This window comes from Acidisoma sp. L85 (genome assembly GCF_009765865.1).
GTDB lineage: Bacteria > Pseudomonadota > Alphaproteobacteria > Acetobacterales > Acetobacteraceae > Acidisoma.
Genome location: NZ_LMUQ01000084.1, coordinates 246,502 through 272,215, shown reverse-complemented (window position 1 = coordinate 272,215; position 25,714 = coordinate 246,502). Strand labels below are relative to the sequence as shown.

The window sequence follows — 25,714 nt, the reverse complement described above, 5'->3', positions numbered from 1 at the left end:
TAATCCCGTCGCTTAGGCGGGAACACTAGGCGGAAAGGTGAACCCCAGCAACCATAGGCAGCTTGCGCCGGGCGCATGGCGGTCACCGGAAGAAGCTGGGGACTAGGTCAATCCGACGCTGTGCGGGCCACCGCGATCCCAGGCTACAGGGGGGCGCCTCAGAACTCCGTAATCGGGAGAAATGCCTCAAATTTGTTGACGGTCTTCCCCAGATATCCGATCTTCCGCCAAGCTCAACCGGACGGTCCAAAACACAATGCTCCTGTCCGAGTCGGGCCAATTCATGATAACCCTCACGCTGGGCCGGCCGACGAGACATCCTCGGCTAAGGTCAGCCAAGTCGGAGCTTATTTTTTGCCAGCTCAACCATAGACCAGGGTCGGAGCGCTCCTTTAGGTCACCATCTTCGATCAAAATCCCTTGAGTTGTTCGGATTTTGAATGCTTTATGGATCGACCTGGGAGATCTGCGTCCACGGTCGCGCCGACTAGATCGCCCGTCACACTTGCAACAGGATGCTACTGATGCGTAAACCTCGCTCTCCTCTGGCTCTAATTCTCGGGCTTGCCATGTCCGCCGCGGTTGTCACGGCGGCGTCAGCACAGGTGACCGGCTCTCCGGTCCCGGCCCCGGGCTCGGTAAACACCCTGACAGGCCAAAATGCAGGTACTGTCGGCAGCGGCGCCAACAATTCGGCCCCGTCTGGTGGACCGGCTTTGACCGGCACCCCTCACGTCAAGACCCACAAGCGCCACAACCGGCACATGTACGGCAAGAACTACAACTACATGAAGCATTCCAAGCGCTAACTCAGGATGAGCGGGCCGCGTATCTAGCGGTTCATCAGCGCAGAATCGGCGGCCGTCAGATCGCGGTGGGCATCCTTGGTGCCCACCGCGATCTGACTCAGCCGCAATCAATCCGGCCAACAGCGCAAACCCAATCCACAGCAGATCTGAAATTCCGCCCCGAGTCGCGGTCGATTTTTCGCGGCGATCGGAGTGGCCCTCGATGCTTCGGCCTCAGCCTTCGGGTGGCCGAGGGCGCTCAAGGCAACCGTCTCGAATGAGCGGAAAGACCAGCATGAGATATGCCTCGCTCTTCCTGCTCCTGCTCCTGCTCCTGCTCCTGCTCCTGCCGCCAGGGGCCACGCGCGCCGCTCAGGAACAGCCGGTGGAAGCGACCCGGGGCATGGTCGTTTCTTCCCAGCACCTGGCCTCGGAGATCGGAGTCGAGATCATGAAGGCCGGGGGCAACGCCATCGATGCCGCCGTGGCCGTCGGTTACGCTGAGGCGGTCGTCAATCCGTGCTGCGGCAATATCGGCGGCGGCGGATTCATGACCCTGCACCTCGCTGACGGACGGAATCGGTTCATCAATTTCCGCGAGACCGCACCCGGCTTGGCAACTCCGGATATGTATCTCGATTCGGCAGGCAAGGTCATTCCGGGTGCCAGCCTCTATGGCTGGAAAGCCGTTGCGGTACCTGGAACAGTGTTGGGATTGGACACCGCGCTTCGCGAATATGGCACGCTGCCTCGGGCCGAGGTGATGGGCCCAGCGATCCGCCTGGCTCGCCAAGGCTTCGTCTTGGTCCAAGGGGACACCGACCTCATCGAGATAGTGGCTCCCCAACTGCGCACGCGGCCGGACCTAGCCCAGATTTTCCTGCGGCCTGATGGCAATGCGCTGCAGCCTGGAGATCGGCTCGTCCAGCCCGAACTTGCCGACACGTTAGAAGCTATCTCGAAGAACGGATCAGACGCCTTCTACAAAGGGCGGATCCCGCAAGCGGTGGAGACTGCATCCGATGCCGCGGGCGGAATCCTGAAAGCCGCGGATTTCGCGAACTACACGATAAGCGAAAGCGAGCCTCTGAAGTGCAACTATCGCGGGTATCGGGTCTTTTCCGCGCCACCGCCTTCCTCGGGCGGAACGACGCTTTGCGAGATCCTGAATATCCTCTCCGGCTACAACATGAAGGCGCTAGGGTTCCACTCCGCCGCAGCCGTCCACGCGATTACGGAAGCCGAGCGTCACGCCTATCTCGATCGCAATACCTATCTGGGCGATCCGAACTTCGTCACCAATCCGGTTGCCCGCCTGCTGTCGCCGCAAAACGCCGCCGCCATACGCGCGGTCATTCCCGCGCAACGCGCTGGCGCATCGAACGAGCTTCGGCCCAGCACATCATCGCAGGAGAAGACGCAAACCACGCATTACTCGATCCTCGACAAGGCGGGGAATGCCGTGAGCGTCACCTACACGATCAATGGCGGCTTCGGCGCTTTCGTGATGGCCCCGGGCACAGGCTTCCTACTCAACGATGAAATGGACGACTTCACCGCGAAGCTTGGCGTGCCGAACAAGTTTGGATTGGTTCAGGGCGCGGCAAATGCCATAGCCCCAGGAAAGCGTCCCCTCTCATCAATGGCACCGACGGTGGTAACAAAAAATGGCCGGGTTTTCCTCGTGCTGGGATCACCCGGAGGGTCGCGCATCATTACGATCGTCCTGGAGACGCTGCTGGATATCTTGGACTATGATCTATCGCCGACCGCGGCCGTGAGTGCTCCGCGCTTTCATCATCAGTGGCTGCCGGACGCGATCGATACCGAGCCACTCGCTCTATCGGCGGATACCCTCAAAACATTGAAAGCGATGGGCTATGAGATACGCCCCGCGCGTCGCTGGGGCGCCATGGAACTCATCCTGGCCAAGCCGCACAAGCTTTACGGGGTAAACGATGATCGCAGCCCAGCAGGGGCGGCAGTAGGCTACTGATCACGCGGTCCCGCGATCCGACACGTACTCGGCACCAACCACCGCTTCTCCGGATTAGCCGCAGCAATCCAAGCAGGCGTGTTGGCTAGAGCAGCGACTTCGCCCGCTTCAGAACCTCCGAACAAACGCGTTGTGTCAGCTGCTCCTTCAAGGAGCTTCCGCCGAGTTGCACGTTCTGCCCGCCCGCCTGCAAGACGCCCTGACTGCCCTCGGTGAATTGGCTGGAGGAAGCCCCGCCCGAGCCTGTCACCTTGTTGACGAGAGCATCCTTCACCGAACTCGCCGACCCGCCGCTCACGAAATTGTTCTGAACGCAATATTGGAGGACACCGGCGATGTTGCTGGTGCTCGCCGAACCCACGGACGAGCCGGAGAGGCCGCCTAATCCACTCATAGCCGACCCTAGCGCACTGCCCTGGCCCGAGCCGGTGGCACCCTGGAGTGCGTTCAGCAATTGCGCCTGGGCGGGCACGCCTGGGATTGCAACGGCGAGAAGCGGCACTGCCAAGAGGCCCAGAAGCAGCTTTTTCATCGGACATCCTCGCATGGCTAGGCTCAGCAAGGTAGAACAGTGAGCATTCGACGCCCGAGGTCAAGAGCAAGAAATAATGCGATCGCCAATCTCGTGTGATCCGCCGACGTTGATGAACAGCTCTCGCGGTAGCGCTCCGCGAGCGTGTCTCATGTGATATTTGTAAGCGTGTGGAGCAGGACCACACGACAGATTACTGCTTCCCGAAGCTGGGTTCCTGAAGGCGGTCTTGTCGGTCTAAACTCGCCTTAGCCACGAGGCCAGCTCATGTGCTTCAGAGGAGAAAGCTAGTGGAACAAAGACGTCTCGGCAGATCGGGTTTCATGGTGCCCGTTCTCAGCCTCGGTACGGGTACTTTCGGCGGCAAGGGTGAGTTTTTCAAAGCCTTCGGCACTACCGATATCGCCGAGGCTACCCGCCTGGTTGATATCTGCCTCGAAGCCGGCCTCAACATGTTCGACAGCGCCGATATCTATTCGGCCGGCGCGGCGGAGGAAGTGCTTGGCGGCGCGATCGCGGGTCGGCGCGAGAAGGTGATCATCTCCACCAAAGCTACTTTCCGTAATGGCCCCGGTCCAAATGATGTCGGCTCTTCACGCTTCAACCTGGTCCGCGCTTGCGAACTCGCATTGAAGCGTCTGGGTACCGACTACATCGACATTTTTCAGTTGCATGGCTACGACGCTCTCACCCCGGTCGAGGAAACCCTCTCCGCACTGGACGACCTCGTGCGCGCCGGCAAGATCCGCTACGTCGGCGTTTCGAACTTTTCAGGCTGGCACCTCATGAAGTCGCTCGCGGTCGCAGAGCGCTACAATCTGCCGCGCTACGTGGCCCATCAGGCGCACTATTCCCTCGTTGGCCGCGACTATGAATGGGAATTGATGCCGCTGGGCGTCGAGCAGGGCGTCAGCGCGATCGTCTGGAGTCCGCTGGGCTGGGGTCGTCTGACCGGCAAGATACGCCGCGGCCAGTCGCTGCACGCAAACTCACGCCTGCATGTGACCGCCGAAATGGGACCGCCGGTTCCCGACGAATTTCTCTACACGGTTGTCGAGGCGATCGATCAAGTCGCGGAGGAAACCGGCAAGAGCGTGACGCAAATCGCGCTCAACTGGTTGCTGCAGCGGCCGACGGTCGCGAATGTTATCATCGGCGCGCGGAACGAGGAGCAACTCCGGCAGAATCTCGGTGCCGTCGGCTGGAACTTGACGGCCGAGCAGGTCGCGCGGCTCGACAAGGCCAGCGAGCGGACCTTGCCATACCCCTATTGGCACCAGCGGAGCTTCACTGAGCGCAATCCTGTTCCGGTCTAGCGGAGCCCAGGCGAGAGCAATCGTTTCGCGAGCTCCTCCCACTCCTCCTCCAGCGAGACGGCGGGCATCGATTGGCCAGCCCGCCGATACCAGTAGCCTGCATTCGCTACGTCGCCTTCCTGCCGGTGCAGAAAGGCGTGAACCTGATCGCAGCGCGGGTCGCCTTCCCGCTGCTGCGCGCAGCCATGGGCTTGGTCCCATTCGCCCTTGCCGGCCCACCACAAGGCCGCCAGGGCCAGATCCACATCATCGGGAGGCACGGCGGCGGATAAACTGGCCCGGAAGGCTTCAACGCTCAACATTTTCATATTTGATTCCAGTGTCATCGGTGACGCCCGTTAGCCGGCGAGGAAGCGCTCATATTCGTTCCAAAGTGTCGTGCCCCTAAAGCCTCCGATCCGACTTGATTTTTAGTGCGCCCACGGCGCGACACGTTGACATTCACGATAAAGCGATCTGTCCTTCGTGAGAACGACCCGTTGGGCGGTTAGCCGTGCCAGCGAGCGTCGAGTGAATGATCACAAGGGGGAACATCTCGTGATGACAACATCAAGGCGTGGCTTTCTTACGGGAAGCCTTTCGATGGTGCTTCTCCCGTCTCTCGCCCTTGCTCAGTCGGGCAATCCGGTCACCGCGCCGATCGAGCAATTCAGCGCAGTTCTGCTCAACGTCATGAAGGCGGGGAACAACACGCCTTTTCCCCAGCGCTACCAGATGCTCGCGCCTGCGGTCGATGCGACCTTCGACCTTGAGCGCATCCTCCGCATCTCGGTCGGGTCCTACTGGGCAGGCCTGCCGCCCGATCAACAGCAGAGGCTGCTGCAGGTTTTCCGTGCTTTCATCGTCGCGACCTATGTGTCCAATTTTCACTCCTACCGAAATCGGCGAATTATTGTGTTCCCCGCCACACGAGCGGTCGGCTCTTTTCAGGTGGTAACCAGCACCATCAACAAGCCTAATCGCGATCCGGTGCGAATCGACTATGTCATGGGGCAGAGCGGCGGAGGCTGGAGAGTCCAGGACATCCTTCTGGATGGGACGATTAGCCGCGTGGCGGTTCAACGGTCGGACTTCGCCTCGCAACTGTCAGCAGGCAATGCAAGCCGGCTGATCGCCACGCTCTCCCAGAAAGTTTCCCTCCTGTCGCATGGCACAGTGAGGGTTTAGAGCGCCGTCCTCGTCGCTCGATTCTTTAGGATTGGGTCCGGTTGAGGACGTTTGGCGTCCCGCTCGGCACGACTTCCGAGCGGCAGCGGTGAGGTGTCGATCTATCGGCCGTCTGCCCGGCGTCGCGTAAGCCTCGCCTATCGCATGCGTGCTTGTCGGGGTCTGGCGCCCCTGCGGCAACTGCCAACACTCTTTCCATCCCGAGCCCCTGCTCGCGGCGACGTGCGGCCCCACCCTCATAGGCCAAGCCCCCGCGTCAGCTAGCCGAACGGGACCTCCGACAACCGCGCTGGAGCGACTGGACGGCCGGACAATCGGACGTAGGCGGCAGGTTTCCGCGACGTGAGGTCGATTCGCCCGCGAAGAGGCAGCGATTCCTGGACCTGGGTCAGCGACGCCTTCCGAGACAATTTCACCATCTCCGCAAAGGTTCCTGGAATGGAACTTGCAGGGACGTGTGCGGGGCGCTCCGCGAGCTATTCGGCTGTTTTCGCGTCACGTCTCAGCAGGAGGGTGTCCTGTCCAGACACAAAGACGTTTTTAAGTCGGTTGATACGGCATGTTCTTGATGCATTGTAAGAGATCTCTACGCTACACTTGGTTGTGGTCGGATAAGCGACACAGGCGACGCGGTCTGCCGCCCTGATGGGGTAGTCCGCAGCACTGGTAGCTCCGGAAGCTACCTATCCCAACCGCAATCGCGCTCACGCGGCCAGTACGCTTGGAGGGCTCTATGAATCGACAGGACGACGTTTTCCTTCTCCACGCCAGCCTCCGCGATCAGACGCGCGAGGTGGAGATGAGCCTCGCCGAGTTCCTGAACCTGTGCCGCGATGACCCGCAGACCTATGAGAGCCCGGCAGAGCGCATGCTCCGGGCGATCGGGGCGCCAGAAATCGTAGATACCTCGCGGGACCCACGGCTCAGCCGTCTCTTCCTCAATCGCACGATCAGGGTCTACCCCGCCTTCTCCGATTTCCACGGCATGGAAGAGACGATCGAGCGCATCGTCGGCTTCTTCCGACATGCCGCGCAGGGCCTGGAGGAGCGCAAACAGGTACTCTATCTGCTAGGGCCGGTCGGCGGCGGAAAGTCCTCGATCGGCGAGCGGCTGAAGGCGCTGATGGAGCGCGAGCCGATCTATGTGCTCAAAGCGGGCAAAGAGCTCAGCCCGGTGTTTGAGACGCCGCTTGGCTTGTTCGACCCGGACATGATGGCCGACGCGCTGCGCGAGCGCTATGGCATCCCTCGCCGCGTATTGACCGGCATCGCCAGCCCTTGGGCGCTCAAACGGTTAGAGGAATGGGGCGGCGATATCGAGCGTTTCCGTGTGGTTAAGCTCTTCCCGTCCCGGCGCAAGCAGGTCGCGATCGCCAAAACCGAACCCGGAGACGACAACAACCAGGACATCTCGGCGCTGGTTGGCAAGGTCGATATCCGCAAGTTGGAGACCTTCAGCCAGAACGATCCAGATGCCTACGGGTTTTCGGGCGGCCTCAACCGAGCCAATCAGGGCATCCTCGAATTCGTCGAGATGTTCAAGGCGCCGATCAAGATGCTGCATCCCCTGCTGACTGCGACGCAGGAGGGCAATTATCTGGGCACCGAAAACATCGGCGCTATCCCGTTCCAGGGCATTCTCCTCGCTCATTCGAATGAGGCCGAGTGGCAGAGTTTTCGCAATAATCGCACCAATGAAGCTTTTCTCGACAGAGTCAGTGTCATCAAGGTCCCCTACTGCCTGCGGGTGACAGAGGAGAGCCGGATCTACGAGAAGCTGATCAGCGGATCGGCCTTGGTGGACGCGCCCTGCGCTCCGCATACGCTGGAGATGCTGGCCCGCTTCGCCGTGCTGTCACGGCTGAAGCCGCATGCGAACTCGCGGCCCTTCGCCAAAATGCGCGTCTATGATGGGGAGAACATCCGCGAGACCGACCCCAAGGTAAAAACGATGCAGGAGTATCGCGACACGGCGGGTGTCGATGAGGGGATGGACGGCGTCTCGACTCGCTTTGCCTACAAGGTTTTGTCGGCGACCTTCAACCACTCCTCGAACGAAGTCGCCGCGGATCCGGTGCATCTGATGTATGTGCTGGAGCAGGCCATCCGACGTGAGCAATTCTCACCTGACACAGAGGCCGCATATCTGGCCACCATCAAGACCGAGCTCGCCTCCCGGTATGCCGAATTCATAGGCAACGAAATCCAAAAGGCATACCTGGAAAGCTACGGCGACTACGGTCAGAACCTCTTCGACCGCTATCTCGATTACGCCGATGCCTGGATCGAGGACCAGGATTTCAAGGATCCCGACACCGGGCAAATGCTCAATCGCGAGCTCCTCAACACGGAGCTGACCAAGATCGAGAAGCCGGCCGGCATCGCAAACCCGAAAGACTTCCGCAACGAGGTCGTCAAGTTTGCATTGCGCAATCGGGCCGCCAATAGTGGCCGCAACCCATCCTGGACCAGCTACGAAAAGATCCGTGAAGTCATCGAGAAGCGCATGTTCAGCCAGGTGGAGGACCTACTGCCGGTGATCAGCTTCGGCTCCAAAAAGGACAACGAGACCGAAAAGAAGCACGATGAATTCGTCAGTCGCATGGTATCGCGCGGCTACACCGAACGACAGGTACGCCGGTTGGTCGAGTGGTACATGCGGGTGAAGCAGTCAGCCTGAGCGCGCGAAATTGGACATCATCGACCGAAGACCTAACCCACACGGCAAGAACCTGGAGAACCGGCAGCGGGTGCTCGTGCGAGCCCGCGCCGCGGTGGCACGGGCGACTCGCGCTGCGATCGACGAAGGAACCTTGCGGGAAGTAGGGCGCGATCAGGCTGTCACGATTCCGGCTGATTCCCTGCACGAGCCAAGTTTCCATACCATCTTCTCCAGCGGCCAGCGACAAGTAGTGCTGTCTGGGAATCGCGAATTCTCCGCAGGCGACCGGCTATCGCGACCCTCCAGCCGCGGCGGAGGCGGCGATGGTGGTAGCGGAAGCGGCAAGGGCGGCGGTGATGGAGAAGATGGCTTCCGCTTCGTGCTCACACGCGACGAATTCCTCGATTTGTTTTTCGAGGATCTCGAACTGCCGGATTTGGTCAAAAATCAGATCGTCGCGACCGAAACCACGTCGCCTACAAGGGCCGGTGTCAGCGTGGACGGCTCACCTTCCCAGATCGACATGGCACGCAGCTTACGCCAGTCGATGGCGCGCAGGATCGGCCTGCGCCGGCCGACCTCGCCGGAGGTGCTTTTGCTCCAAACCGAAATCGCGGCGCTTGAGGAGACTGGCGACGCCGCACAGCGGCTGCCGATTTTGCAGGCCGAATTGGCGCTAGCGCTGCGGCGGCTCGCAAGGGTTCCGTGGATCGATCCTATGGACCTGCGCTACCGCCGCTACACTCAGACACCAAAGCCGTCGGCGCGTGCCGTCATGTTCTGCCTGATGGACGTCTCCGGCTCCATGAGCGAGGCGATGAAGGACATTGCCAAGCGCTTTTTCCTCTTGCTGCATGTCTTTCTGGAACGCCGATACAAGCGCGTCGAACTGGTGTTCATCCGCCACACGGAGACGGCCGAGGAAGTGGATGAGCAGACCTTCTTTACCGATCCGCGCACTGGTGGAACGGTCGTCTCCACGGCGCTCGCCGAACTCAACCGCATCCAGCGTGCGCGGTATCCGAAGGATTCGTGGAACATTTACGCAGCGCAAGCCTCGGATGGCGATAATTCCGGCAGTGACACGCAGAAGGCGGTCGCGATGCTGGAGAATGATATCCTGCCGGTGGTCCAGCACTTCGCCTATATCGAGGTCGCGGCCTCGCTGGCGCAGATCAGAGGCGAGAGCGACCTCTGGCGTGGCTATGACCCACTAGCGCATCGCCAGCCGCGCCTCGCGATGCGCCGCGTGTCGGAGGCGCGCGAGATTTTCCCTGTGTTTCGCGAACTATTCGGACGAGCGACGACAGCAGCATGAACGAAATAGCACGGGCGAAAAGCGCTTATGGACTCATCCCCGCTCTATAGCGGTACCGACTGGGATTTCAGCACGCTGCGGCGGAGCTATGACGCGATCGAGCGTATCGCCCATGAGGAGCTTGGCCTAGAGACCTACCCGAACCGTATCGAAGTCATCACCGCCGAACAGATGCTCGACGTCTATACGGCGCACGGAATGCCTCTCACCTATCGCCACTGGTCATATGGTAAGCGCTTCTTGCAGCACGAGAGCAGCTATCGCCGCGGATATAGCAGCCTGGCTTACGAGGTCGTCATCAACTCGAACCCCTGCATCAGCTATCTGATGGAGGAGAACTCCGCGACAATGCAGGCGCTGGTGATCGCGCATGCGGCATTCGGACACAACCACTTCTTCCGCAACAATCATCTCTTCAAGCAATGGACTGAGGCTTCCGCGATCCTTGATTATCTGGAATTCGCCCGGTCCTATATTATCGGCTGCGAAGACCGCCACGGAGTTGCCGCCGTGGAGCGCATACTGGATGCGGCGCATGCACTTTCACGCCAAGGCGTGCATCGGCATGGCGGCGCACGCCCGCTCAACCTGAAGACAGACCAAAAACGCGAGCGGGAACGGCGTGAATACGACGAACGCGTGTTCGACGATCTCTGGCGCACGGTTCCAGGAACTAAAGCCATCGTCGACGCGGATCCGCTCGGCGAGCGGCGGCGGCGGCTCGGCCTGCCCGAGGAAAACCTCCTCTATTTCATCGAGAAGATCTCGCCGAAGTTGCAGTCGTGGGAAAGGGAAATTATCCGCATTGTGCGGCTGATCGCCCAGTATTTCTACCCGCAACCCCAAGCGAAAGTCATGAACGAGGGCTGCGCGACCTGGGTACACCAGCGCATCATGACCCGCTTGCACGAGACCGGGCAGATCGACGACGGCGCATTTCTCGAGGTACTGCATTCGACAAGCAATGTGATCATGCAGCCGGGCTTCGACCACCCAGCCGGTGGCCCCGGTTTCAATCCCTATGCGCTCGGCTATGCGATGATGAGCGATATCGAGCGTATCTGCACGCAGCCGACGCAGGAAGACCGCACCTGGTTCCCGGACATTGCCGGCAATGGCGATCCGCTCGGTACACTTCGCTACGCCTGGGCAAACTACCGTGACGAGAGCTTTATCCTGCAATATCTCTCGCCCAGCGTCATGCGGCAGTTCCGCATGTTCCGGCTGCTCGACGACACGGCCGAGACGACTTTGCTGGTCGATGCCATCCATGACGATCCGGGTTATCGCGCCATTCGGCGCAGCCTCGCGCGCAGCTACGATCCCGGCGAAAGCGATGCCGATGTTCAGGTTGTCGATGTCGATCTTGCCGGCAACCGTCAGTTGATGCTGCAACATCGGACACGCCCCGGCCGCTTGCTCGCGCAGCATGACGCACAGCTTACGCTGCGCCACATCGCGTCGCTCTGGGGCTACGAAGTGAAGATGCAGGAAGTCGATGCCGACACCGATGCGGTCTTGGCGACGCACGTCGCCGGACCACCCGCCAGCTGACGATGCCGCCCGCGCGGAAGCGGCGGTGAGCGGCTATTCCCGGCGTCTTACTCCTTGTCGCTTACGGCATGAGTCTCGATGATCTCCCGCAACGCCGTATGCTCGGGACCGGAGCCGCCTCGCGCGAGGAAATCCTCTATCTCCATATCCGTGACCTGGCCGCCGGCCGAGAGGTTCGCTTCGTGCCGAACAAACGCCTGCCCGCCCTCGCTATCGCAAACGAGCAGCCAGCGATCACCGTTCGAGCTGCGATAGATGTCTTCAATCAGGAGAGGCATTCACCGCTTACTTTCGTACTGACGTCTCAACTGGGCATCAGGTGCCACGACGGAACCACCCAATTCTCGACCCGCACTCAGGTATGCAGCGCGCCTCTCGGCGCCTGACAACCACGGCGGAGAACCTGAATGGGCCTATCGGCAGGGATGAGCAAGGTGCAAAAACTTCCCACCCGGGTGTCGCGTTTGCTGGGTGAGAACCTAAAAAAGGCCGTCTTCCCCACACAAACTATGGCCGAGCCTCGAGCACCATATTGAAAGGCGTTTCCGTGGCTCGCCGAAACCGCGTGAAACCGCCCGCCGTCACGACCTGGCGAAGTTTTGCCTCCCCCGCTTGGGCACCGAGCCCAAGCCCAACCTCTTGCGAGAGAGACGCTGGAGTGCAAATTAAAGTCGACGCGGCGTAAAACACCCTGCCCACAGGATTGAGATTGCCGGAGAGCTGGTCGTGCGCGAATGGCTCGACGATCATCCAGGTTCCATCCGGCGCAAGCGACTGCCGCGCGTGGGTCGATGCGCCAACCGGGTCGCCCATATCGTGCAGACAATCGAAGAAAGCGACGAGGTCATACTTGCCCGGATAGGATTTCGCGGATGCGACCTCGAACTTCGTATTGCCGGAGACACCATTCTCCTCCGCGGCCTTGCGGGCGCGCTCGATCGACGGCGCGTGGTAGTCAAAGCCGGTGAAGTGTGACCGGGGATAGGCGCGCGCCATGAGCACCGTCGAAGCGCCGTGTCCGCAGCCGACATCGGCGACTTGCACGCCGCGCTCAAGCTTTTCCACGACGCCATCGAGTGCGGGAAGCCATGACCCAATGAGATTTGCGTTGTAGCCGGGGCGAAAGAAGCGCTCGGTCCCACGGAACAGGCACGCGCTGTGATCGTGCCAGCCGACACCTTTGCCGGTGCGAAACGCCTCCGACACTTTTGGCTCGTCGATCCAAAGGGCCGCCATCAACTCGAAAGCCCCTGCCATGAAGGCCGGACTGTTTTCTTCAGCGAAAACCACCGCTTGTTCCGGATCGAGATAGAAGCGGTCATCAGTAGCATCGTACTGCACATAGCCCGCGGCGGCCTGGGCTGAGAGCCACTCGCGAATGTAGCGCTCGTGCGTGCCAGTACGCGCCGCAACTTCCGCGGCCGTTACCTTGTCGCCGCTTTTCATCGCTTTGAAGAGGCCGAGACGATCGCCGAGTACGACAAGCGCACCGGTGGCGATCGCACCGAGATCTCCGACCATGCGGCCGAGAAAAGCGTTCAATTTGTCTTGGTCAAGCTGCGGCATCGGCATTTCCCTCCCAGGAGATGCAGCGCGGTCAAACCGCTTATAACCCAGCGCGCTCTTTGTAACCTAACGTTACATTTTGCCTAGCACTCAGAAGGTAAATTGTCAACAAGAACCTTGCGTTCCGCGCCGCGCGGCTTATGACTTTACTTTGGCTCAGGAAGCTAAGGTCGGCGCCCTCGGGAAGCCCGCCTACTTATAAATATTCGAGAGCACCGAAATAGTCGTTCTTGCCAACCTTCAGGCCGTTTTGACGAAGGATGTCGTGCGTGGTTGTGATGTGAAAGAAAAAATTTGGTATGAGAACCGACAGAAGATAGGTATCTCCACGCAGCGTGCCGCTGACGATTCCGGTTCTCATCTCGACCGGCCGGCTTTCACTACCCTCAAGCTGCTCCGGCTTGACGGCTTGCAAAAACAGCACGGTCTTGGCGATGCGGTTTTTCAATTCCTCAAAGCTTGTCTCTGTGTCTGGAAAGCTTGGAGCCTTGACGAGCGTCAGGCGGCTTATGCCGCCTTTTGCATTGTCACTGGCACGCTGCACCTGGCCCGCGAGTGACATCATATCAGGCGCAAGCCTCGCGCTTATCAGGACCGCTGGATCGATATTCCTCTCGGCCGCGAAAGTGGCTGCCTTGTCGAGATAGGCTGAGAGAATATTAAGTCCTCGAAGCAGTACCGGAACGGAGACGTCGTACATTGATAGCGCCATAGGCTTGCATCCTTGCTGGCCAAAATTATCGACCGACTATGACCTAACTCATTTTGTCGCTTCTCGTAGCGATGGGTTACACCCATGGCATGCCGCCGTCGATGCTTGCGTCCCAGGGCTACACTCGTCCTTCGCCCGCCCATTCCCGCCACAACAAAATCAATGCGGCCATGATCGCCGGACCAATGAAGAGGCCGATGAGACCCCAGGCTTCAACGCCTCCCAAAATGCCCAGGAGAACCCAGATGAATGGTAATTTTGTTGTGCCCCCGATGAGCACTGGCCTGACGAAATGATCCGCCGCCAGCGTAACCGCCATTCCTGTGCAGAACACCACGATCGCCCATGCGAATGACCCTTGAGCGACCAACAAGAGTGTAGCAATCGAGAAAATGACAGGAGCGCCGAAGGGAATCATCGCGGCGATCGCTGTCAACACGGCAAGTACCGTGGCGTTCGGCACACCCGCTATGGCGTAGACAATCCCCAGCAGCACGCCTTCGCCCAAACCTACGAGCACCAAACCATTGACTGTGCCATGCACGGACGCAATGATTTGCTGCCCTATTCGCTCACCGCCGCTGCCGAATGCACGAGTGGCAACACGTCGCATCTGCTCCGTCAACGCATGTCCCTCCTTGAATAGAAAGAACAATGTCAGCAATGTAAACACGAATGACGTCAATCGTCGGACGACTTGTTCGCCGATGATGCGGCTGACGCCGGCGACGTGACCTCGCGTCGTGCGTTGCACGAGCTCCTTGGCACTGCCCGGATTGCCCAGATTCTGTTGCCACCAATCATCGACCTGAGCCCGGCCGAAAGGTAGGTGCTCCAGGAATTCCGGCTCCGCGATGCCATTTTCCTGAACATCGCGGAGCCAGTCATTCGCGGTTGCGGATTCCCGGGCCAGTTGCAACCCCACAAGACCGAGCGGCACGATGAAGAGCAAGGCCACGCCCAGAGTGAATACGGTAGGCAGCAGCAGGTTGTGACGCCCGGTTCCGAATCGCGCGACGACCCTGCCATATGTCGGCCAAAGAGCGATGGCGAAGATCCCCGCCCAGGCCAGCGCGCCGAGGAAGTGCCGGAGCGTGAATAGACCAAGGAGAAACAGGCCAAGCGCCAATGCGCCGACCGCAAGCTGTTGCGCGCGGCTTCCGCCATTACCGTTTTGGCGAGCTGGGAGGGTGTTCATCGGCAGCCATCCTGGGCGGCGGCGGGGCGGCTGGTCCGCCTAGAACGTATTGCTGATCGCTGTCTCGCCGCGGGCCATCTCGCGCGTGAGCGCGTAGACATGTGCATGCATCGCACATTTCATGGCGAAGACAAGCAAAACCTCGGGTCGCGGTCTCGCTCGCATCACCCTGAACATCCGCCAACGATACTCGCGCCTCAGCTCGACCTCATTCACGCTCCAGAGCAGCCGTGCCAGGATCGCTGCGGCTTGCACGAATGCTCGCGCCCCGGATTGGGCACGCCGCCACGGGTGTTTGGACCAATACCCGCGACGGGCCTGATCGAAGCCGAGCTGCCCACGGATAAACAGCGCTTCGAACCGATCGAAATAGGGGGTTGGGGCATAGAGGCTGCTCATCAACTCTACATAACCACGACGCAATTCGTCGCGGGTCAAACGCAGCGGAATAACGTTTGTGCCAAATGGTGAGCGATCCGTCGGGTCCAGCCGTCCCTCACTGGCCAGCCGGGCGTGAAGCGGTGTCTTTGGCAGGGCGGTGAGCATGCCGGTCATCGAATGGATGATCCGAGCCTCTGAGAGGAACTGACGGTGTGCTTCAAAGATCGTAGCATCGTCGTTATCGAAGCCCAAGATCATTCCGGACCAAACTTCGATGCCCGCTTCCTGAATCGCGTGGACTTTTTCTACGAGTGATCGCTGACCGCGAAGGTTTTGCTTCTTTTTAGTTTCGATGAGAGCGGCCTCGTTTGGGCTTTCGATCCCGACGAAAACCGAGACGATATTGGCCTGTGAAAACAAGACTAGCAATTCCGCGTCGTCGGCGAGATCGAGAGAAGCTTCTGTGAAAAGTGTGAGCGGGAATCCTCTCGCTTCCTGCCAATCTCGAAGCTCACGCAAGATCGGTTTGATCGCTTTCTTATTGCCGATCAAGTTATCGTCGACGATGAAGACAAATTCCATTCCTTGCTTCTCGAGCGCCTCCACTTCCGCGATTATCTGCTGTCTCAGTTTCAATCGAGGACGGCGGCCGAATGTCACGATGATATCGCAAAACTCGCAAGTGAATGGGCAGCCGCGGGAGAACTGCACACTGCCGAATGCGTAGTTCTTCATCCTCAGAAGATCGTGACGTGGAACAGGCAAGCGAGACATATCGGTGCGGTCAAGCTGCTCGTAGCGAGTAAGATGACGACCCTCGCTCCACTCCAAAAGAAATTGCGGCCAGGTATCCTCCGCCTCGCCTACGAATATTACGTCGGCGAGATTCCCGAAATAGTCTTCTTGCAGCGTTACCCAGGGGCCGCCCACAATCGTGAAGGCATTCAGGCGCCTGAGTTCATGCAGTATCTCACGCATACGGAAGCGCTGCACGCTCATCCCTGTGAGACCAACAATATCGGCCGAGGCGCAGAGCGCGAAATCAATCTCCTCCACATTCTCGTCGATCAGCGTCACCCGATGCTCGCTTGGGCTGAGCGCGGCTAGCAGAGGCAGAGCCGCCACAGGGAAGACGGCACGCTTGCCAAAGAATGGCATTGCGTGCTCTAGCCCCCAAAAGGAGACTTCGAAGCGCGGATTGATGAGAACGATATGCGCCATGTCAAGCGTGCCCTTGACCTTCAGGAGCGGCGGACACCTTAAGACATGCGGATCGCCCCTCCAACAGCTAATTCGGGGTCACCGCTCCGCCGCGCGAGGCGAAGATAGAGGCGTCGGCATCGGAAACTGAGTTGGCCTAGACCTTATGCTGGCGAGGCTTCCGGAAACTCGGGCAGTCCATCCTGATGCGCGAGCCATGGCTTGGAATGGGACATCCAGACGGCGCGCACGGCTTTAAGCCCGGGATCGGTGTCAAGCGTGCCGGTGCGCAGCACAACATCCGGCAATTCCGGCCGCTCGGCATAGACATGCGAGCCGCAACGAGAGCAGAAGTGCCGAAACTTCCCCGGACAGGACTCGTAGTGCGTCAGCAACTCGGCGCCGCGCACAATACGAAAATCCTCCCGGCGCACCCTGGCCGCGGTATTGCGCTCCGCGGCGTGGGTCTTTCTGCACGTCTGGCAATGGCAATGCCAAAGGTCGCCATTGATCGCGGCCGCCTCATAGGCGACCGCGCCGCAGTGACAGCTTCCCAACAACGTCATTCTGCTAAGCGACTTTCAGCGCGGGCTGCACGGGCTTACGCAATCCCACCTGCTCCAGCAGCGGCAACACTCGCGCGTTGAAGAAAGGAAGTTCCTCGACATAATCAACAAACGACAGCAGCGTGCCATCAACACCGGTATCCGAGAGCTTCACCAGCATATCGGCGATCTGTTCCGGCGTGCCGACCATCGGATATCCGCCCCAGCCGGCGATGAAGCGCTCCTTGAACAACCGGTACATCTCCGGGCTGTGGTTCGCGCTTTCGATGCTGAGAATACGGCAGATGTTCTCGCAAGCCTCCCAATCGCCTTTTTCATGTACGTAGTAGTTGTAGTAGTCGCGCGCTTCCTTTTCGGTTTCGCGACAAACGACAGGGCAGGAGGTGAAGGTTCCGATCTCGCGGTCATAACGCTCATGCGCGAGCTTCTTCGTGTCGCTTACCCAGGCTTTACCCTTCTCCATGCTCTCCATGAAACCGAAGTTGATGTCGCAATATTTCGCTGTGAAATCCTTCCCCTTTGAGGAAGAGCCAGCGCAGATCAACACCGGGCGCGGCTGCTGGTAAGGCTTGGGGTAACTTTCGCCATCATTGATGGTGAAGAACTGGCCTTTGTAATCAAAGTGATCTTCGGTCCAGAGCTTCTCGACGACTTCCACCCATTCGGTGGCATATTCGTAGCGTGTGTCGTGCTCCATCATCTTCTGGCCGAACATCTCCATCTCGGGCGTGAACCAGCCGCAGACGAGGTTCAGACCGAAGCGGCCCTTAGAGATATGGTCGATCGTCGTTGCCATCTTGGCGCCCACAATCGGATGCAGTGTCGGCACATGGGTGGTCGCGAAGAAATGGAGCTTGGAGGTCGCCGCCGACAAGGAGGCCGCCCAGGTGAAAGTCTCCATGCAGTCGCCATTGAAGTTGGACGGGCCGCCGAACCCGCGCCAGCGGGCGATGGGCACCATGCATTCCCAGCCCGCCGCCTCTAGCTGGCGCGCGATGGCGAGGTTGACGTCGAAGGTTGGCCTGAAGGTCGTCTCGGCCATCGTCACCGCGCAGGCATTGGCGCAGTTGCTGCCGAAGATGCCGAGTTTCAGCTTGTTCTCGTTGAACATCGGATTGCCCGCGGCGCGGAAACGATCCAGATTTTCCATTGTCCTACCTCCCGTAGCCTTGGCTTGTCGCCTTCCACGCCTTCCGGTCGCGGCCTCGATCTGCGATCACTAGGTGATCAGCAGACAATCCGTCAATTGAATAAGCAGCGCGCCGCCTTCCAACCCTCAGAGGGGATCGAGCTGCATGGGCGCGGGGAAATAGCGGAACCCATCGCCGTCCCGGCCAACATTGCCGAAGCCCGGCCAGGCAAAGTGGTAGGACATCACAGGGATCCGCTGGTCAGCCAGCATGCCGAGCAGGCGCGTGCGCGTTTGCGCGGACTGCTTCGGATCCGCATCGTAGGCGAACTCCATGAGCGGCTTTTCCATCAACAGCACATGGTGATGCGTCAGATCGCCGAGAAAGCAGAAGGACGCCCCTGCGGAACTCACCATGAAGCAATGATGGCCGAATGTATGGCCGGGCGCCGCGATGGCTTGGATGCCCGGTAGAAACTCCTGGCCGTCTTTGAAAAACACCAGCCGATCGCGCACCGGCAGGAGGTTTTTTCGAGCAACCTCGACCTGATTGCCGAAGGGCGAGCTCAGCCGGCTTTCATCCGTCCAGTCGATGAAGTCACGTTCGCTGATATAGATTTGCGCGTTTGGGAAGAGCGGCGTGCCATCTGGCGCGCAGACTCCGCCCGCGTGATCGATATGAGCATGGGAGAGAACCACCGCATCCACCGAAGCCGGATCGATGCCAGCGGCCCGCAGGCTTTTCTGCAATTGACCGGTGCGCGGCCCGAAGATTTTGACTTCGCCCATGCCGGTCTCGAACAGAACAGTTTTGCCGCCGATCTCGACCACCGGCACATTCTGCTCAAGCACGACATCGTCGGTCGGCAGATAGTGCCGAGCGAGCATGCGGCGCACCTCCTCCTCGCTCACCCCGACGAAATTGCTACTCGCATCACCGAGTTCCAATGGCCCGTCGGTCACTACCGAGACATCGGCGTCGCCGAGCTTGAAGCGATAGAAATAGGGGCTCTGCGGGCGCGCCGTCCGGGCGCTCGCAGGTGCGGATGGTGTTTCGCCCGGCTTGATCGATGACAAGACTTTTTCTCCTATATCTTAGTTTGTCCGTTCAGGGACTCGGCCCCGCGGAATTTAAATCTGCATGCGGATCGGCGGCGAGCGTGCGTAAAGCGCCACCACCGGCACGATAAGCAAGCCGAACACCGCCTGTTGTGCTGCGTAGTTCAACCCGATACCGACCAGGATCGTCGTCAGCACTGTGAGCACCAGCGTCCCGATGACCGTCGCACCATAGCCGCCCCAACCGCCTAACAGCGAGGTGCCGCCAATGACGACCGCGGCGACTGTCGTAAATAGATAGGGATTGCCGACATCGGCGAAACCCCCGCCGCTAAACCCGAGCAGCAACACACCTGTGATCGCCGCCATCAGCCCACTGATCGCATAGACAGCGACCCATAGCTTCAACTCCGAAATCAGCAGGCGGCTCGCCGCCAGCCGGCTATTGCCAAGCGCGTAGAGGCTGCGCCCGAACCAGGAGCGATGCATGATCATGATGAGGCCGGCCGAGATCACAAGCCACACCAAGATGATCGGCGGAAAATGCAGCCCGAAGGTCGTGCCATTGATCGCCGCCATATTGCTCAACCAGACGGGCACGACGCCATAGACTGTACCGGCGAAGGAGGAACCCAGGCTGGTAAGGATCTGTGCTCCACCCAGCACCGCGAAACCGACGCCGAGGGTGACAATCAACGCCTGGCCCTGCAACCTGAAGCTCAGCAGACCATTCACCGCCCCAATCACCGCGCCGCCAATTGCCACGACGATGACCGCGAGCACCGGCGGCAGGCCAAGATTGATGAGCTTGGGCAGCAGAATATTGGCGGCACCGATGACATAAGCGATCGAAAGATCGAGGCCTCCCAGCAGGGCGCACAACGTCTGCCCGAGCGACGCAAGGCCAAGGAAAGCCGCCAGCAGCAGCATGGAACGCAAGTTCTCCGCCGCCAGGAAATTCCCCACCAGCGCCGCGCCAATGACGAGGAGAACAATCAACACGCCAAGACCGATCGCGATGCTCCGGTTTCGCGAGAGCGCCCCCGAAACCGATGCCTGCTTCGCCGCGGGTCGCAGGGCTGCGGTCATCTGGCTGTCGCCTTTCCGCCGGTCAGGAAGATATTCGACAGAAGCGCCACCACGAGAACCGTCCCGAAGGCGAGTTGCGTGACGAAGCCCGACACTATGCCGAAGTTGAAGGTCGAGAGCACGTAGGTGATCAGATACATGTCGAGCGCCCCGACCGCCGAGCCAATGATCCCGCCTCGTCCGCCGCCAATGCTAGTCCCACCGAGCACCAGCGCGGTGATCGCGGACAGAGTGTAGTTGCTTCCCTGGGTCGGATCGCCCGAGCTGATGAGCCCCGTATAAGCGAGTGCCGCGAGCCCGGCGAAAAACCCGCCAATCGCATGCGCGCCCAACCGCACTAGGTTCGTCTGCACGCCGCTGGCATAGGCCATTCGCTCGTCGGCGCCAGTAAGGCGCAGATGCTGGTAAAAAGCCGTCCGGGTGAACAGTAGCCACGCCACCAGCCCGATCACCAAGACCAGCAGAACGGGCGTGAAGACGGTTGTGCCGCTTCCCCAGTCGCTCATCCAATCAGGCACGGAGCCGGAAGGCTTCGGCATGATGACAAGGTTCACGCCCGACAGCACCAGATAGCCGCTCAGCGTGACGATAATCGGGGCGACACGCACGAAGACAATGATAGCGCCTTGAAGAAGCTGATAGGCGACGCCCACCGCGATCACCCAGGCGATGACCGCAACCGGCGAGGTCACGTCGTTCGCGATCAGCACTTGGACCAAGGTGACGTTGAGGAAACCGATCAGCGGCCCGATGGCCAGATCGACGCTACCCCGCCCAACAAGCGCGATCGGCGTCAACGCCATAGCGGCGAGCACCAGCGGCACGACGACGATGATCGCCCCTGCGGCGCCGTCCAGCGTGAAAAGATGCGGACCACAAACCGCCGAGATGACGAGCAGCACGACGAACAGCCCCACCGCCACGCCGTAGTAAGTGCCGCCAAGGCCGAAGCGGCGGGTCCGGAGCACGGCTGCGCTCATCCCACCGTCTCTCCGGTCTCAAAGACCACCTCGGTCGGTGCATGGCCGAACATCGCGGCGAGGATCGGTTGCTCGTCGATCTCCGCACCGGCGAGCGAACGGCTCAGACGATCGTCGCGGAATACATCGACGCGGTCGGCGAAGCCGATGAACTCCTCGATCTCGCTTGAGAGATAGACCACCGACCCCCCTCCCGCCGCGAACTTCCTGAGTTCCTCGTAAAGCTCGCGCTTGGTGCCCAGATCCACGCCGCGCGCCGGATCGTTCAACACGATGACACGCGGCAGAGCGGCAAAGGCGCGGCCGATCAACACCTTCTGCTGGTTGCCGCCGCTCAGCGACGTTATTTTGTTTGATGCGGCGCCAGTCTTGATCGACAGCCGCACCACCTCTGCCTTGAAGGCGCCGACAATCGGCACCCTGCGGATCCAACCACCGAAAGCAAGATTGCGGCGGTAGAGCCCGAGGGCGAGATTCTCGTAAATGCTCAGTTGGGGAAAGATTCCGTCGCGCTTCCGGTCCCCCGAGACATAGGCGATCCCAAGCCGGTCAGCATCGGCCAAGCTTCCGATAGAAGCCTCGCCATTCGCGCCATTATCGATGACGGGCAGTCCAGACGCCGCCGGCCTGATTCCGGCGAGTGCCTTGATGAAGCCGTCCTGTCCCTGGCCGTCCAGCCCTGTCACCCCAACGATCTCGCCCTTGCCAAGCGTAAAGTCGAAGGGCTCCGCCACAGCCGTCAGGCGAAGTGCTGAGGCGTGGAGGACCCGCGCGCGCTCGGAACTGCTGGGTGCAATTTGCGCCGCGCGCGCCGCCCGCTGGCGCGACTGCGGCGTCATCAGCGCCATGAGATTTTTCTCGGTGATCTCGGCCTTCGGCAGCGTGGCGACGGTCTGGCCGTCCCGGAGGATCGTGGCGCGATCGGTGATCCGCACGAGTTCGGCAATGCGGTGCGTGACGATGATGACGCATACGCCCTCGTCGCGCAGCCGTCTGATTTCCTGGTGCAGCCGAATGGTCGCGTCCAGGTCCAGGGCGGCTGAGGATTCGTCGAGGATCAGAACCTTCGGATTCGCGAGAATTGCCCGCCCGATAACGATCCACTGCTTCACGCTCAGCGGAAGCTGGCCGACCGGCGCATCCGGGTCGATCTCCACACCCGTCAGGCGCCGCATGATCTCGGCCGTCTGGCGGCGGCGCGGCCCAGGCCTCGCGTTGCGCGCCCACAACCCATCGGCACCCACGAAGAGATTGGCGGCGACGCTCGCCTCGTCGGCGACCAGGATTTCCTGGAAGATCGTCGCGATGCCGAGCCTGCGCGCCTCGATCGGTGAGCGCGGCATCACGCCCAGGACCGAAACCTCCCCGGAATCCGGGTGCAGCACGCCCGAGAGTATCTTGGCGAGCGTGCTCTTGCCGCTGCCATTCTCCCCGACGATGGCATGAACCTCGCCAGCGGAGGCCGAGAACGAGCATCCATCGAGCGCCTTGGTCTCCCCAAACGACTTGTGCAAGTCGCGGACGACGATCTCGCCTCTAAGCATTCTCACCTTCGACGCAAGCTTGCAGTCATCTCTATATTTCTACGGCCTCAGCAGTCAAAACCCGGAGGTGTCACCTCCGGGCTTGGCTCCGATCCAGGCCTCCGGACTATTGCGCGGCGCCCGGCTTCCAGGTCAGCGGATCGTGGGGATGGGCATAGAAGCTGCCCAAGGCATCGCCGAACCACGGACCATAGGCTGGTTCCACCCAGCCATTCGCATCGACCGAGCAATCTGCCGGCACGGACTGCGTCATCTCATCATAGCTCAGCGGCTTGATGTTCCAGGTGATCGTCTCGATCTTCGGTCCCTGACCCTCAAGCACACGGATCGCGGCGTCGAAGACAAGCTCGATATCATTGCCGGGTGGCCAGAAATTCCAGCTCGTCGATACCCAGTCCTTGTGCTGGCGCCAGTAGCATGACGGACCCGTCTCGCCACCGAGCGTTATGGGCATGAGCGGACGGCCAGATTGCAGAACCGCGCGGAGCACGCCAGCTTCAGCCGCCGACTGCACGACGATCCCATCGAGCTTCTCAGGGTGGGTCGCCAGGAACTTCTGCACCTCGACCTGCGCCACCTGGTCGGTCCACTTGCCGGCGACGTCACCGACCACCTTGATGTTCGGATATTCCTTGAAGGCGCGCATCGCCCCTTTGTCGAAAGTATCCGACGACGCATAGCCGGGGATGCCGCTCACGAGAAGAACATTGCCCTTGCCACCGATCTGCTCGGCAAGCGCCTTCGTCATGTCATAGCCGCCGTTATCGATATTCTCGGTCACGTTGATCGCATAAGGCGAGGTCACGTAGCCGCTGTAGGAAAATACCGGAACGCCGCGGTCATGCGCGTATTTGATCGCGTTATTCATCGCGGTCACGTCGGAGCAGCAAATGATGATGGCATCCGCGCCCTGGCCGACCATCTGACGCATCTGCTGGATCTGCGTCGCGTTATCGAGGTTGGATTGCGTAACGACGATTTTCTTGACCAGGCCCGCCTTCTGATACTTCGACAGCACATCGCCCATGAGGCGGTCCATGACCGCCGCGCGCCAGGTATTGCCTGCGTAGTTGCTGGCATAGCCGATGGTCCAGGGTGGCCCCTTCTTCGGCTTGAAATCGCCGTAGGCGCTCGGCCCAACCGGCACCAACGGATCGAGATTCTGGTAGCCAGGCTGGAGATCGGATGGCAGCGCGCTGACCACGCTATCCGCCGCGTGCGCCGCTCGGCCCAATCCTATCAGGCTTCCCGCCAGCAACAGGCTGAGAACTATCTTCCTCAAGCTACCCTCCCAACTCTTCTTATGTTTTCGTTTCTCGAAACGCCCTTGGCCTGCTCACCATCGCCCGTTGAGGCGCCTGGTCATCCTGTCAGACACCTGCTGCGCCTTTCCGGCTTCAAGCGGCGAGGCATGATCCGGTTTCAGCCGGCGAACTACAGGCATCGCACGATCACGCGATATCGCCCGACCGTCGCAGGTCCCAGACAATCCGTCAATCTTGAATCTCGGAGGGCGCGGAAGACGCGGACGCGCCCATACGCAGATTCGCCGCATCAACGACATGCTGCAGCGCATGACAAAGATATGGACGAAAGTGATCGGCATGTTCGCACATCGGAAAATGCCCGAGGCTCGGCATGATCTGTAGATATGCGCCTGGTATGAGTGCTTCGAGTTGCCGTCCGTCGGCAGGACTTGCCGAATAGTCGTAACCGCCGCAGAGCAATGCAACCGGAGTGCGCTTGGCATCGATCCGAGGCGCCGTCACCGCGCCATCGAATTCCAGGCTGTAGAACGCAAGGTCGCCAGGATAAACGCCTGGAGCCCCTTGTGAGTAAATCCAGGAAGCGCGGCGCCGACCGGATTGCGGGCTTTGCGGAGACATCAAGCCGCGCACGAAAGCCCCGTTGTGTAGCGCGCCATGCACGGCGACATTGTTCTGAAATGGGTTGATGCGGCCTTTGGCGCGGAAGGGCGGCTCCACAGCCACCGCGCCAAGCACAAGATCGGGCCGCTCCGCCGCGAGATGCAATGCCATGGCGGCACCCATCGATCCGCCGACGACGATGCAGGGCTCGCCGATCACCTGTTCGATGATCGCGCTACACCATTCGGTATAAAGCGCCGTGGTCAGCGTATATGGCTCTCCATCCCAATCACGCGGAGGCATCGATCGCCCGTGGAATGGCAAGTCCACCGCTGTCAGCTTGAACCCTGCCGCGAAGCCGACATCCGACATCTGGTCCAGATACTGACGGCTATCCGCTCCCGCGGTATGCAGGAGCAGGACGGGGAGACCGCTGCCAGCGGTCTCTGAGTAGACCTCGTAAGTCTTGCCGGCCGCCCGAACCGTCGTGTAGCCGCCGCGGATCTGGCTAAGGTCACGCCGGACCGGAGAAGCGGGTGCGATCGGTGAGGTCGCAATCAGGTCGAAGATGCGTTCAAGCGCGGGCCGGGCCCTCGCGATCAGCGCCCCCTCTCCCCGCACGGCAAATTCCGGATTAGCAATGTCGAGAGCCGTGAAAGCATGAAAAGTAGGAGGAGGAGGAACGAGCAAGACCTTGCGCCATGCCTCCGCATCGGCCGAGATCTCGATATCCGGCGGCCCGGAAAGCGAAGCTAAACTGAGAGCACCTTCCGCGAAGGCGAAATCCACGCCGTCCTCACCCACCAGAAGCCTCACCCGCACGGATAGATGCGGCGCCTGTCGTGGAATCTCCGGATCCGTCAGAGCGCGTGCAATCCGCTCACGAAGCGCGCCGGCGATGGCCAAAGTCCGTTCTCCCGACCAAAGTCTTCTATTGTCCAGGCGAAGTTTCGTCGCCAGCCCGCACCCGCCGCAGGCAGCGACACGGAATGGCTAGCGAGGTATAAGACAATCTGTCAAGACCGCCGAAGGGTCCCGGAGCCTACCCTTGCCTCTCGCCTTGACCGACCAGACGTTCCTCCGCCAACA

The 25,714-nt window shown here is 60.5% G+C and carries 22 protein-coding genes; 7 read left to right on the top strand and 15 right to left on the bottom strand.

Going from position 1 to position 25,714, the window contains the following annotated elements; all coding sequences use genetic code 11:
- The first annotated feature begins 524 nt into the window (after positions 1-524).
- Both GSQ83_RS29095 and ggt read left to right on the top strand, forming a co-directional pair.
- Positions 525-809 carry a hypothetical protein gene (locus tag GSQ83_RS29095; protein ID WP_158806573.1) on the top strand — a complete coding sequence of 95 codons (285 nt, stop codon included), beginning with the start codon at positions 525-527 and terminating at the stop codon, positions 807-809.
- A 256-nt stretch (positions 810-1,065) separates the two neighbouring features.
- Positions 1,066-2,784 carry a gamma-glutamyltransferase gene (gene ggt / locus GSQ83_RS29090; RefSeq protein WP_254065975.1) on the top strand — a complete coding sequence of 573 codons (1,719 nt, stop codon included), beginning with the start codon at positions 1,066-1,068 and terminating at the stop codon, positions 2,782-2,784.
- A gap of 85 nt (positions 2,785-2,869) precedes the next feature.
- Here ggt and GSQ83_RS29085 read toward each other — a convergent pair whose 3' ends face one another.
- The gene (locus tag GSQ83_RS29085) at positions 2,870-3,316 is read right to left on the bottom strand and encodes a DUF2501 domain-containing protein (protein WP_158806571.1); all 447 of its coding nucleotides are present in this window, start codon (positions 3,314-3,316) and stop codon (positions 2,870-2,872) included.
- Positions 3,317-3,606: 290 nt separating this feature from the next.
- Here GSQ83_RS29085 and GSQ83_RS29080 point away from each other — a divergent pair, with 290 nt between their 5' ends.
- The gene (locus tag GSQ83_RS29080; RefSeq protein WP_158806570.1) at positions 3,607-4,632 is read left to right on the top strand and encodes an aldo/keto reductase; all 1,026 of its coding nucleotides are present in this window, start codon (positions 3,607-3,609) and stop codon (positions 4,630-4,632) included.
- On the opposite strand, the gene GSQ83_RS29075 is transcribed toward GSQ83_RS29080, so the two are convergent.
- Entirely contained in the window at positions 4,629-4,940 is a 312-nt protein-coding gene (locus GSQ83_RS29075) for a hypothetical protein (protein ID WP_254065974.1), read from the bottom strand. The genes GSQ83_RS29080 and GSQ83_RS29075 overlap by 4 nt on opposite strands.
- 232 nt (positions 4,941-5,172) lie before the next feature.
- Here GSQ83_RS29075 and GSQ83_RS29070 point away from each other — a divergent pair, with 232 nt between their 5' ends.
- From GSQ83_RS29070 to GSQ83_RS29055, 4 genes are all read left to right on the top strand, one after another.
- The gene (locus GSQ83_RS29070) at positions 5,173-5,799 is read left to right on the top strand and encodes an ABC transporter substrate-binding protein (RefSeq protein ID WP_158806569.1); all 627 of its coding nucleotides are present in this window, start codon (positions 5,173-5,175) and stop codon (positions 5,797-5,799) included.
- Positions 5,800-6,532: 733 nt separating this feature from the next.
- A complete protein-coding gene (locus GSQ83_RS29065; protein WP_158806568.1) occupies positions 6,533-8,479 on the top strand; it encodes a PrkA family serine protein kinase in 1,947 nt (648 codons plus the stop codon).
- Between the two features lie 10 nt (positions 8,480-8,489).
- On the top strand, positions 8,490-9,779 hold the full coding sequence (locus tag GSQ83_RS29060; RefSeq protein ID WP_158806567.1) for a YeaH/YhbH family protein: 1,290 nt from the start codon (positions 8,490-8,492) through the stop codon (positions 9,777-9,779).
- Positions 9,780-9,806: 27 nt separating this feature from the next.
- Positions 9,807-11,333, top strand: a complete 1,527-nt coding sequence (locus GSQ83_RS29055) for a SpoVR family protein (RefSeq protein WP_158806566.1) — start codon at positions 9,807-9,809, stop codon at positions 11,331-11,333.
- Positions 11,334-11,380: 47 nt separating this feature from the next.
- Here the strand turns inward: GSQ83_RS29055 and GSQ83_RS29050 are convergent, their stop codons facing one another.
- The 13 genes from GSQ83_RS29050 to GSQ83_RS28990 all read right to left on the bottom strand — a co-directional run bounded on the left by GSQ83_RS29050 (position 11,381) and on the right by GSQ83_RS28990 (position 25,531).
- Positions 11,381-11,611, bottom strand: coding sequence for a hypothetical protein (locus tag GSQ83_RS29050; RefSeq protein WP_158806565.1), 231 nt, complete (start codon positions 11,609-11,611; stop codon positions 11,381-11,383).
- Between the two features lie 229 nt (positions 11,612-11,840).
- On the bottom strand, positions 11,841-12,899 hold the full coding sequence (locus GSQ83_RS29045) for a class I SAM-dependent methyltransferase (RefSeq protein WP_158806564.1): 1,059 nt from the start codon (positions 12,897-12,899) through the stop codon (positions 11,841-11,843).
- Positions 12,900-13,095: 196 nt separating this feature from the next.
- A complete protein-coding gene (locus GSQ83_RS29040; RefSeq protein ID WP_254065973.1) occupies positions 13,096-13,599 on the bottom strand; it encodes a DUF1993 family protein in 504 nt (167 codons plus the stop codon).
- 130 nt (positions 13,600-13,729) lie between these two features.
- Positions 13,730-14,809, bottom strand: a complete 1,080-nt coding sequence (locus tag GSQ83_RS29035; RefSeq protein ID WP_158806560.1) for an AI-2E family transporter — start codon at positions 14,807-14,809, stop codon at positions 13,730-13,732.
- 39 nt (positions 14,810-14,848) lie between these two features.
- Positions 14,849-16,267 (bottom strand): DUF4070 domain-containing protein, encoded by a 1,419-nt coding sequence (locus tag GSQ83_RS29030; RefSeq protein WP_254065972.1) that lies wholly within the window; start codon positions 16,265-16,267, stop codon positions 14,849-14,851.
- 287 nt (positions 16,268-16,554) lie between these two features.
- The gene (locus GSQ83_RS29025; RefSeq protein ID WP_158806556.1) at positions 16,555-16,956 is read right to left on the bottom strand and encodes a GFA family protein; all 402 of its coding nucleotides are present in this window, start codon (positions 16,954-16,956) and stop codon (positions 16,555-16,557) included.
- A 4-nt stretch (positions 16,957-16,960) separates the two neighbouring features.
- Positions 16,961-18,106, bottom strand: coding sequence for an LLM class flavin-dependent oxidoreductase (locus GSQ83_RS29020; RefSeq protein ID WP_216850621.1), 1,146 nt, complete (start codon positions 18,104-18,106; stop codon positions 16,961-16,963).
- Between the two features lie 126 nt (positions 18,107-18,232).
- Positions 18,233-19,162, bottom strand: a complete 930-nt coding sequence (locus GSQ83_RS29015) for an MBL fold metallo-hydrolase (protein ID WP_216850620.1) — start codon at positions 19,160-19,162, stop codon at positions 18,233-18,235.
- Positions 19,163-19,216: 54 nt separating this feature from the next.
- On the bottom strand, positions 19,217-20,233 hold the full coding sequence (locus tag GSQ83_RS29010; RefSeq protein WP_158806554.1) for an ABC transporter permease: 1,017 nt from the start codon (positions 20,231-20,233) through the stop codon (positions 19,217-19,219).
- Positions 20,230-21,213, bottom strand: coding sequence for an ABC transporter permease (locus tag GSQ83_RS29005; RefSeq protein ID WP_158806552.1), 984 nt, complete (start codon positions 21,211-21,213; stop codon positions 20,230-20,232). The genes GSQ83_RS29010 and GSQ83_RS29005 overlap by 4 nt, the downstream gene beginning before the upstream one ends.
- Complete coding sequence (locus tag GSQ83_RS29000; RefSeq protein ID WP_158806544.1) at positions 21,210-22,757, bottom strand: sugar ABC transporter ATP-binding protein; 1,548 nt, start codon at positions 22,755-22,757, stop codon at positions 21,210-21,212. Before GSQ83_RS29000 ends, GSQ83_RS29005 begins: the two co-directional genes overlap by 4 nt.
- Positions 22,758-22,863: 106 nt before the next feature.
- Positions 22,864-24,039: an ABC transporter substrate-binding protein gene (locus GSQ83_RS28995; RefSeq protein WP_158806542.1), complete on the bottom strand. Its 1,176-nt coding sequence runs from the start codon at positions 24,037-24,039 to the stop codon at positions 22,864-22,866.
- Between the two features lie 211 nt (positions 24,040-24,250).
- Positions 24,251-25,531 carry an alpha/beta fold hydrolase gene (locus GSQ83_RS28990; RefSeq protein ID WP_216850619.1) on the bottom strand — a complete coding sequence of 427 codons (1,281 nt, stop codon included), beginning with the start codon at positions 25,529-25,531 and terminating at the stop codon, positions 24,251-24,253.
- Positions 25,532-25,714 lie beyond the last annotated feature (183 nt).

Coding starts and splice junctions, on each gene's coding strand:
- GSQ83_RS29045 (WP_158806564.1), bottom strand. CDS start 12,899: ATGCCGCAGCTTGACCAAGACAAATTGAACGCTTTTCTCGGCCGCATG.
- GSQ83_RS29040 (WP_254065973.1), bottom strand. CDS start 13,599: ATGTACGACGTCTCCGTTCCGGTACTGCTTCGAGGACTTAATATTCTC.
- GSQ83_RS29065 (WP_158806568.1), top strand. CDS start 6,533: ATGAATCGACAGGACGACGTTTTCCTTCTCCACGCCAGCCTCCGCGAT.
- ggt (WP_254065975.1), top strand. CDS start 1,066: ATGAGCGGAAAGACCAGCATGAGATATGCCTCGCTCTTCCTGCTCCTG.
- GSQ83_RS29005 (WP_158806552.1), bottom strand. CDS start 21,213: ATGAGCGCAGCCGTGCTCCGGACCCGCCGCTTCGGCCTTGGCGGCACT.
- GSQ83_RS29010 (WP_158806554.1), bottom strand. CDS start 20,233: ATGACCGCAGCCCTGCGACCCGCGGCGAAGCAGGCATCGGTTTCGGGG.
- GSQ83_RS29020 (WP_216850621.1), bottom strand. CDS start 18,106: ATGGAAAATCTGGATCGTTTCCGCGCCGCGGGCAATCCGATGTTCAAC.
- GSQ83_RS29000 (WP_158806544.1), bottom strand. CDS start 22,757: ATGCTTAGAGGCGAGATCGTCGTCCGCGACTTGCACAAGTCGTTTGGG.
- GSQ83_RS29050 (WP_158806565.1), bottom strand. CDS start 11,611: ATGCCTCTCCTGATTGAAGACATCTATCGCAGCTCGAACGGTGATCGC.
- GSQ83_RS29085 (WP_158806571.1), bottom strand. CDS start 3,316: ATGAAAAAGCTGCTTCTGGGCCTCTTGGCAGTGCCGCTTCTCGCCGTT.
- GSQ83_RS29035 (WP_158806560.1), bottom strand. CDS start 14,809: ATGAACACCCTCCCAGCTCGCCAAAACGGTAATGGCGGAAGCCGCGCG.
- GSQ83_RS29075 (WP_254065974.1), bottom strand. CDS start 4,940: ATGAAAATGTTGAGCGTTGAAGCCTTCCGGGCCAGTTTATCCGCCGCC.
- GSQ83_RS29070 (WP_158806569.1), top strand. CDS start 5,173: ATGACAACATCAAGGCGTGGCTTTCTTACGGGAAGCCTTTCGATGGTG.
- GSQ83_RS29095 (WP_158806573.1), top strand. CDS start 525: ATGCGTAAACCTCGCTCTCCTCTGGCTCTAATTCTCGGGCTTGCCATG.
- GSQ83_RS29055 (WP_158806566.1), top strand. CDS start 9,807: ATGGACTCATCCCCGCTCTATAGCGGTACCGACTGGGATTTCAGCACG.
- GSQ83_RS29025 (WP_158806556.1), bottom strand. CDS start 16,956: ATGACGTTGTTGGGAAGCTGTCACTGCGGCGCGGTCGCCTATGAGGCG.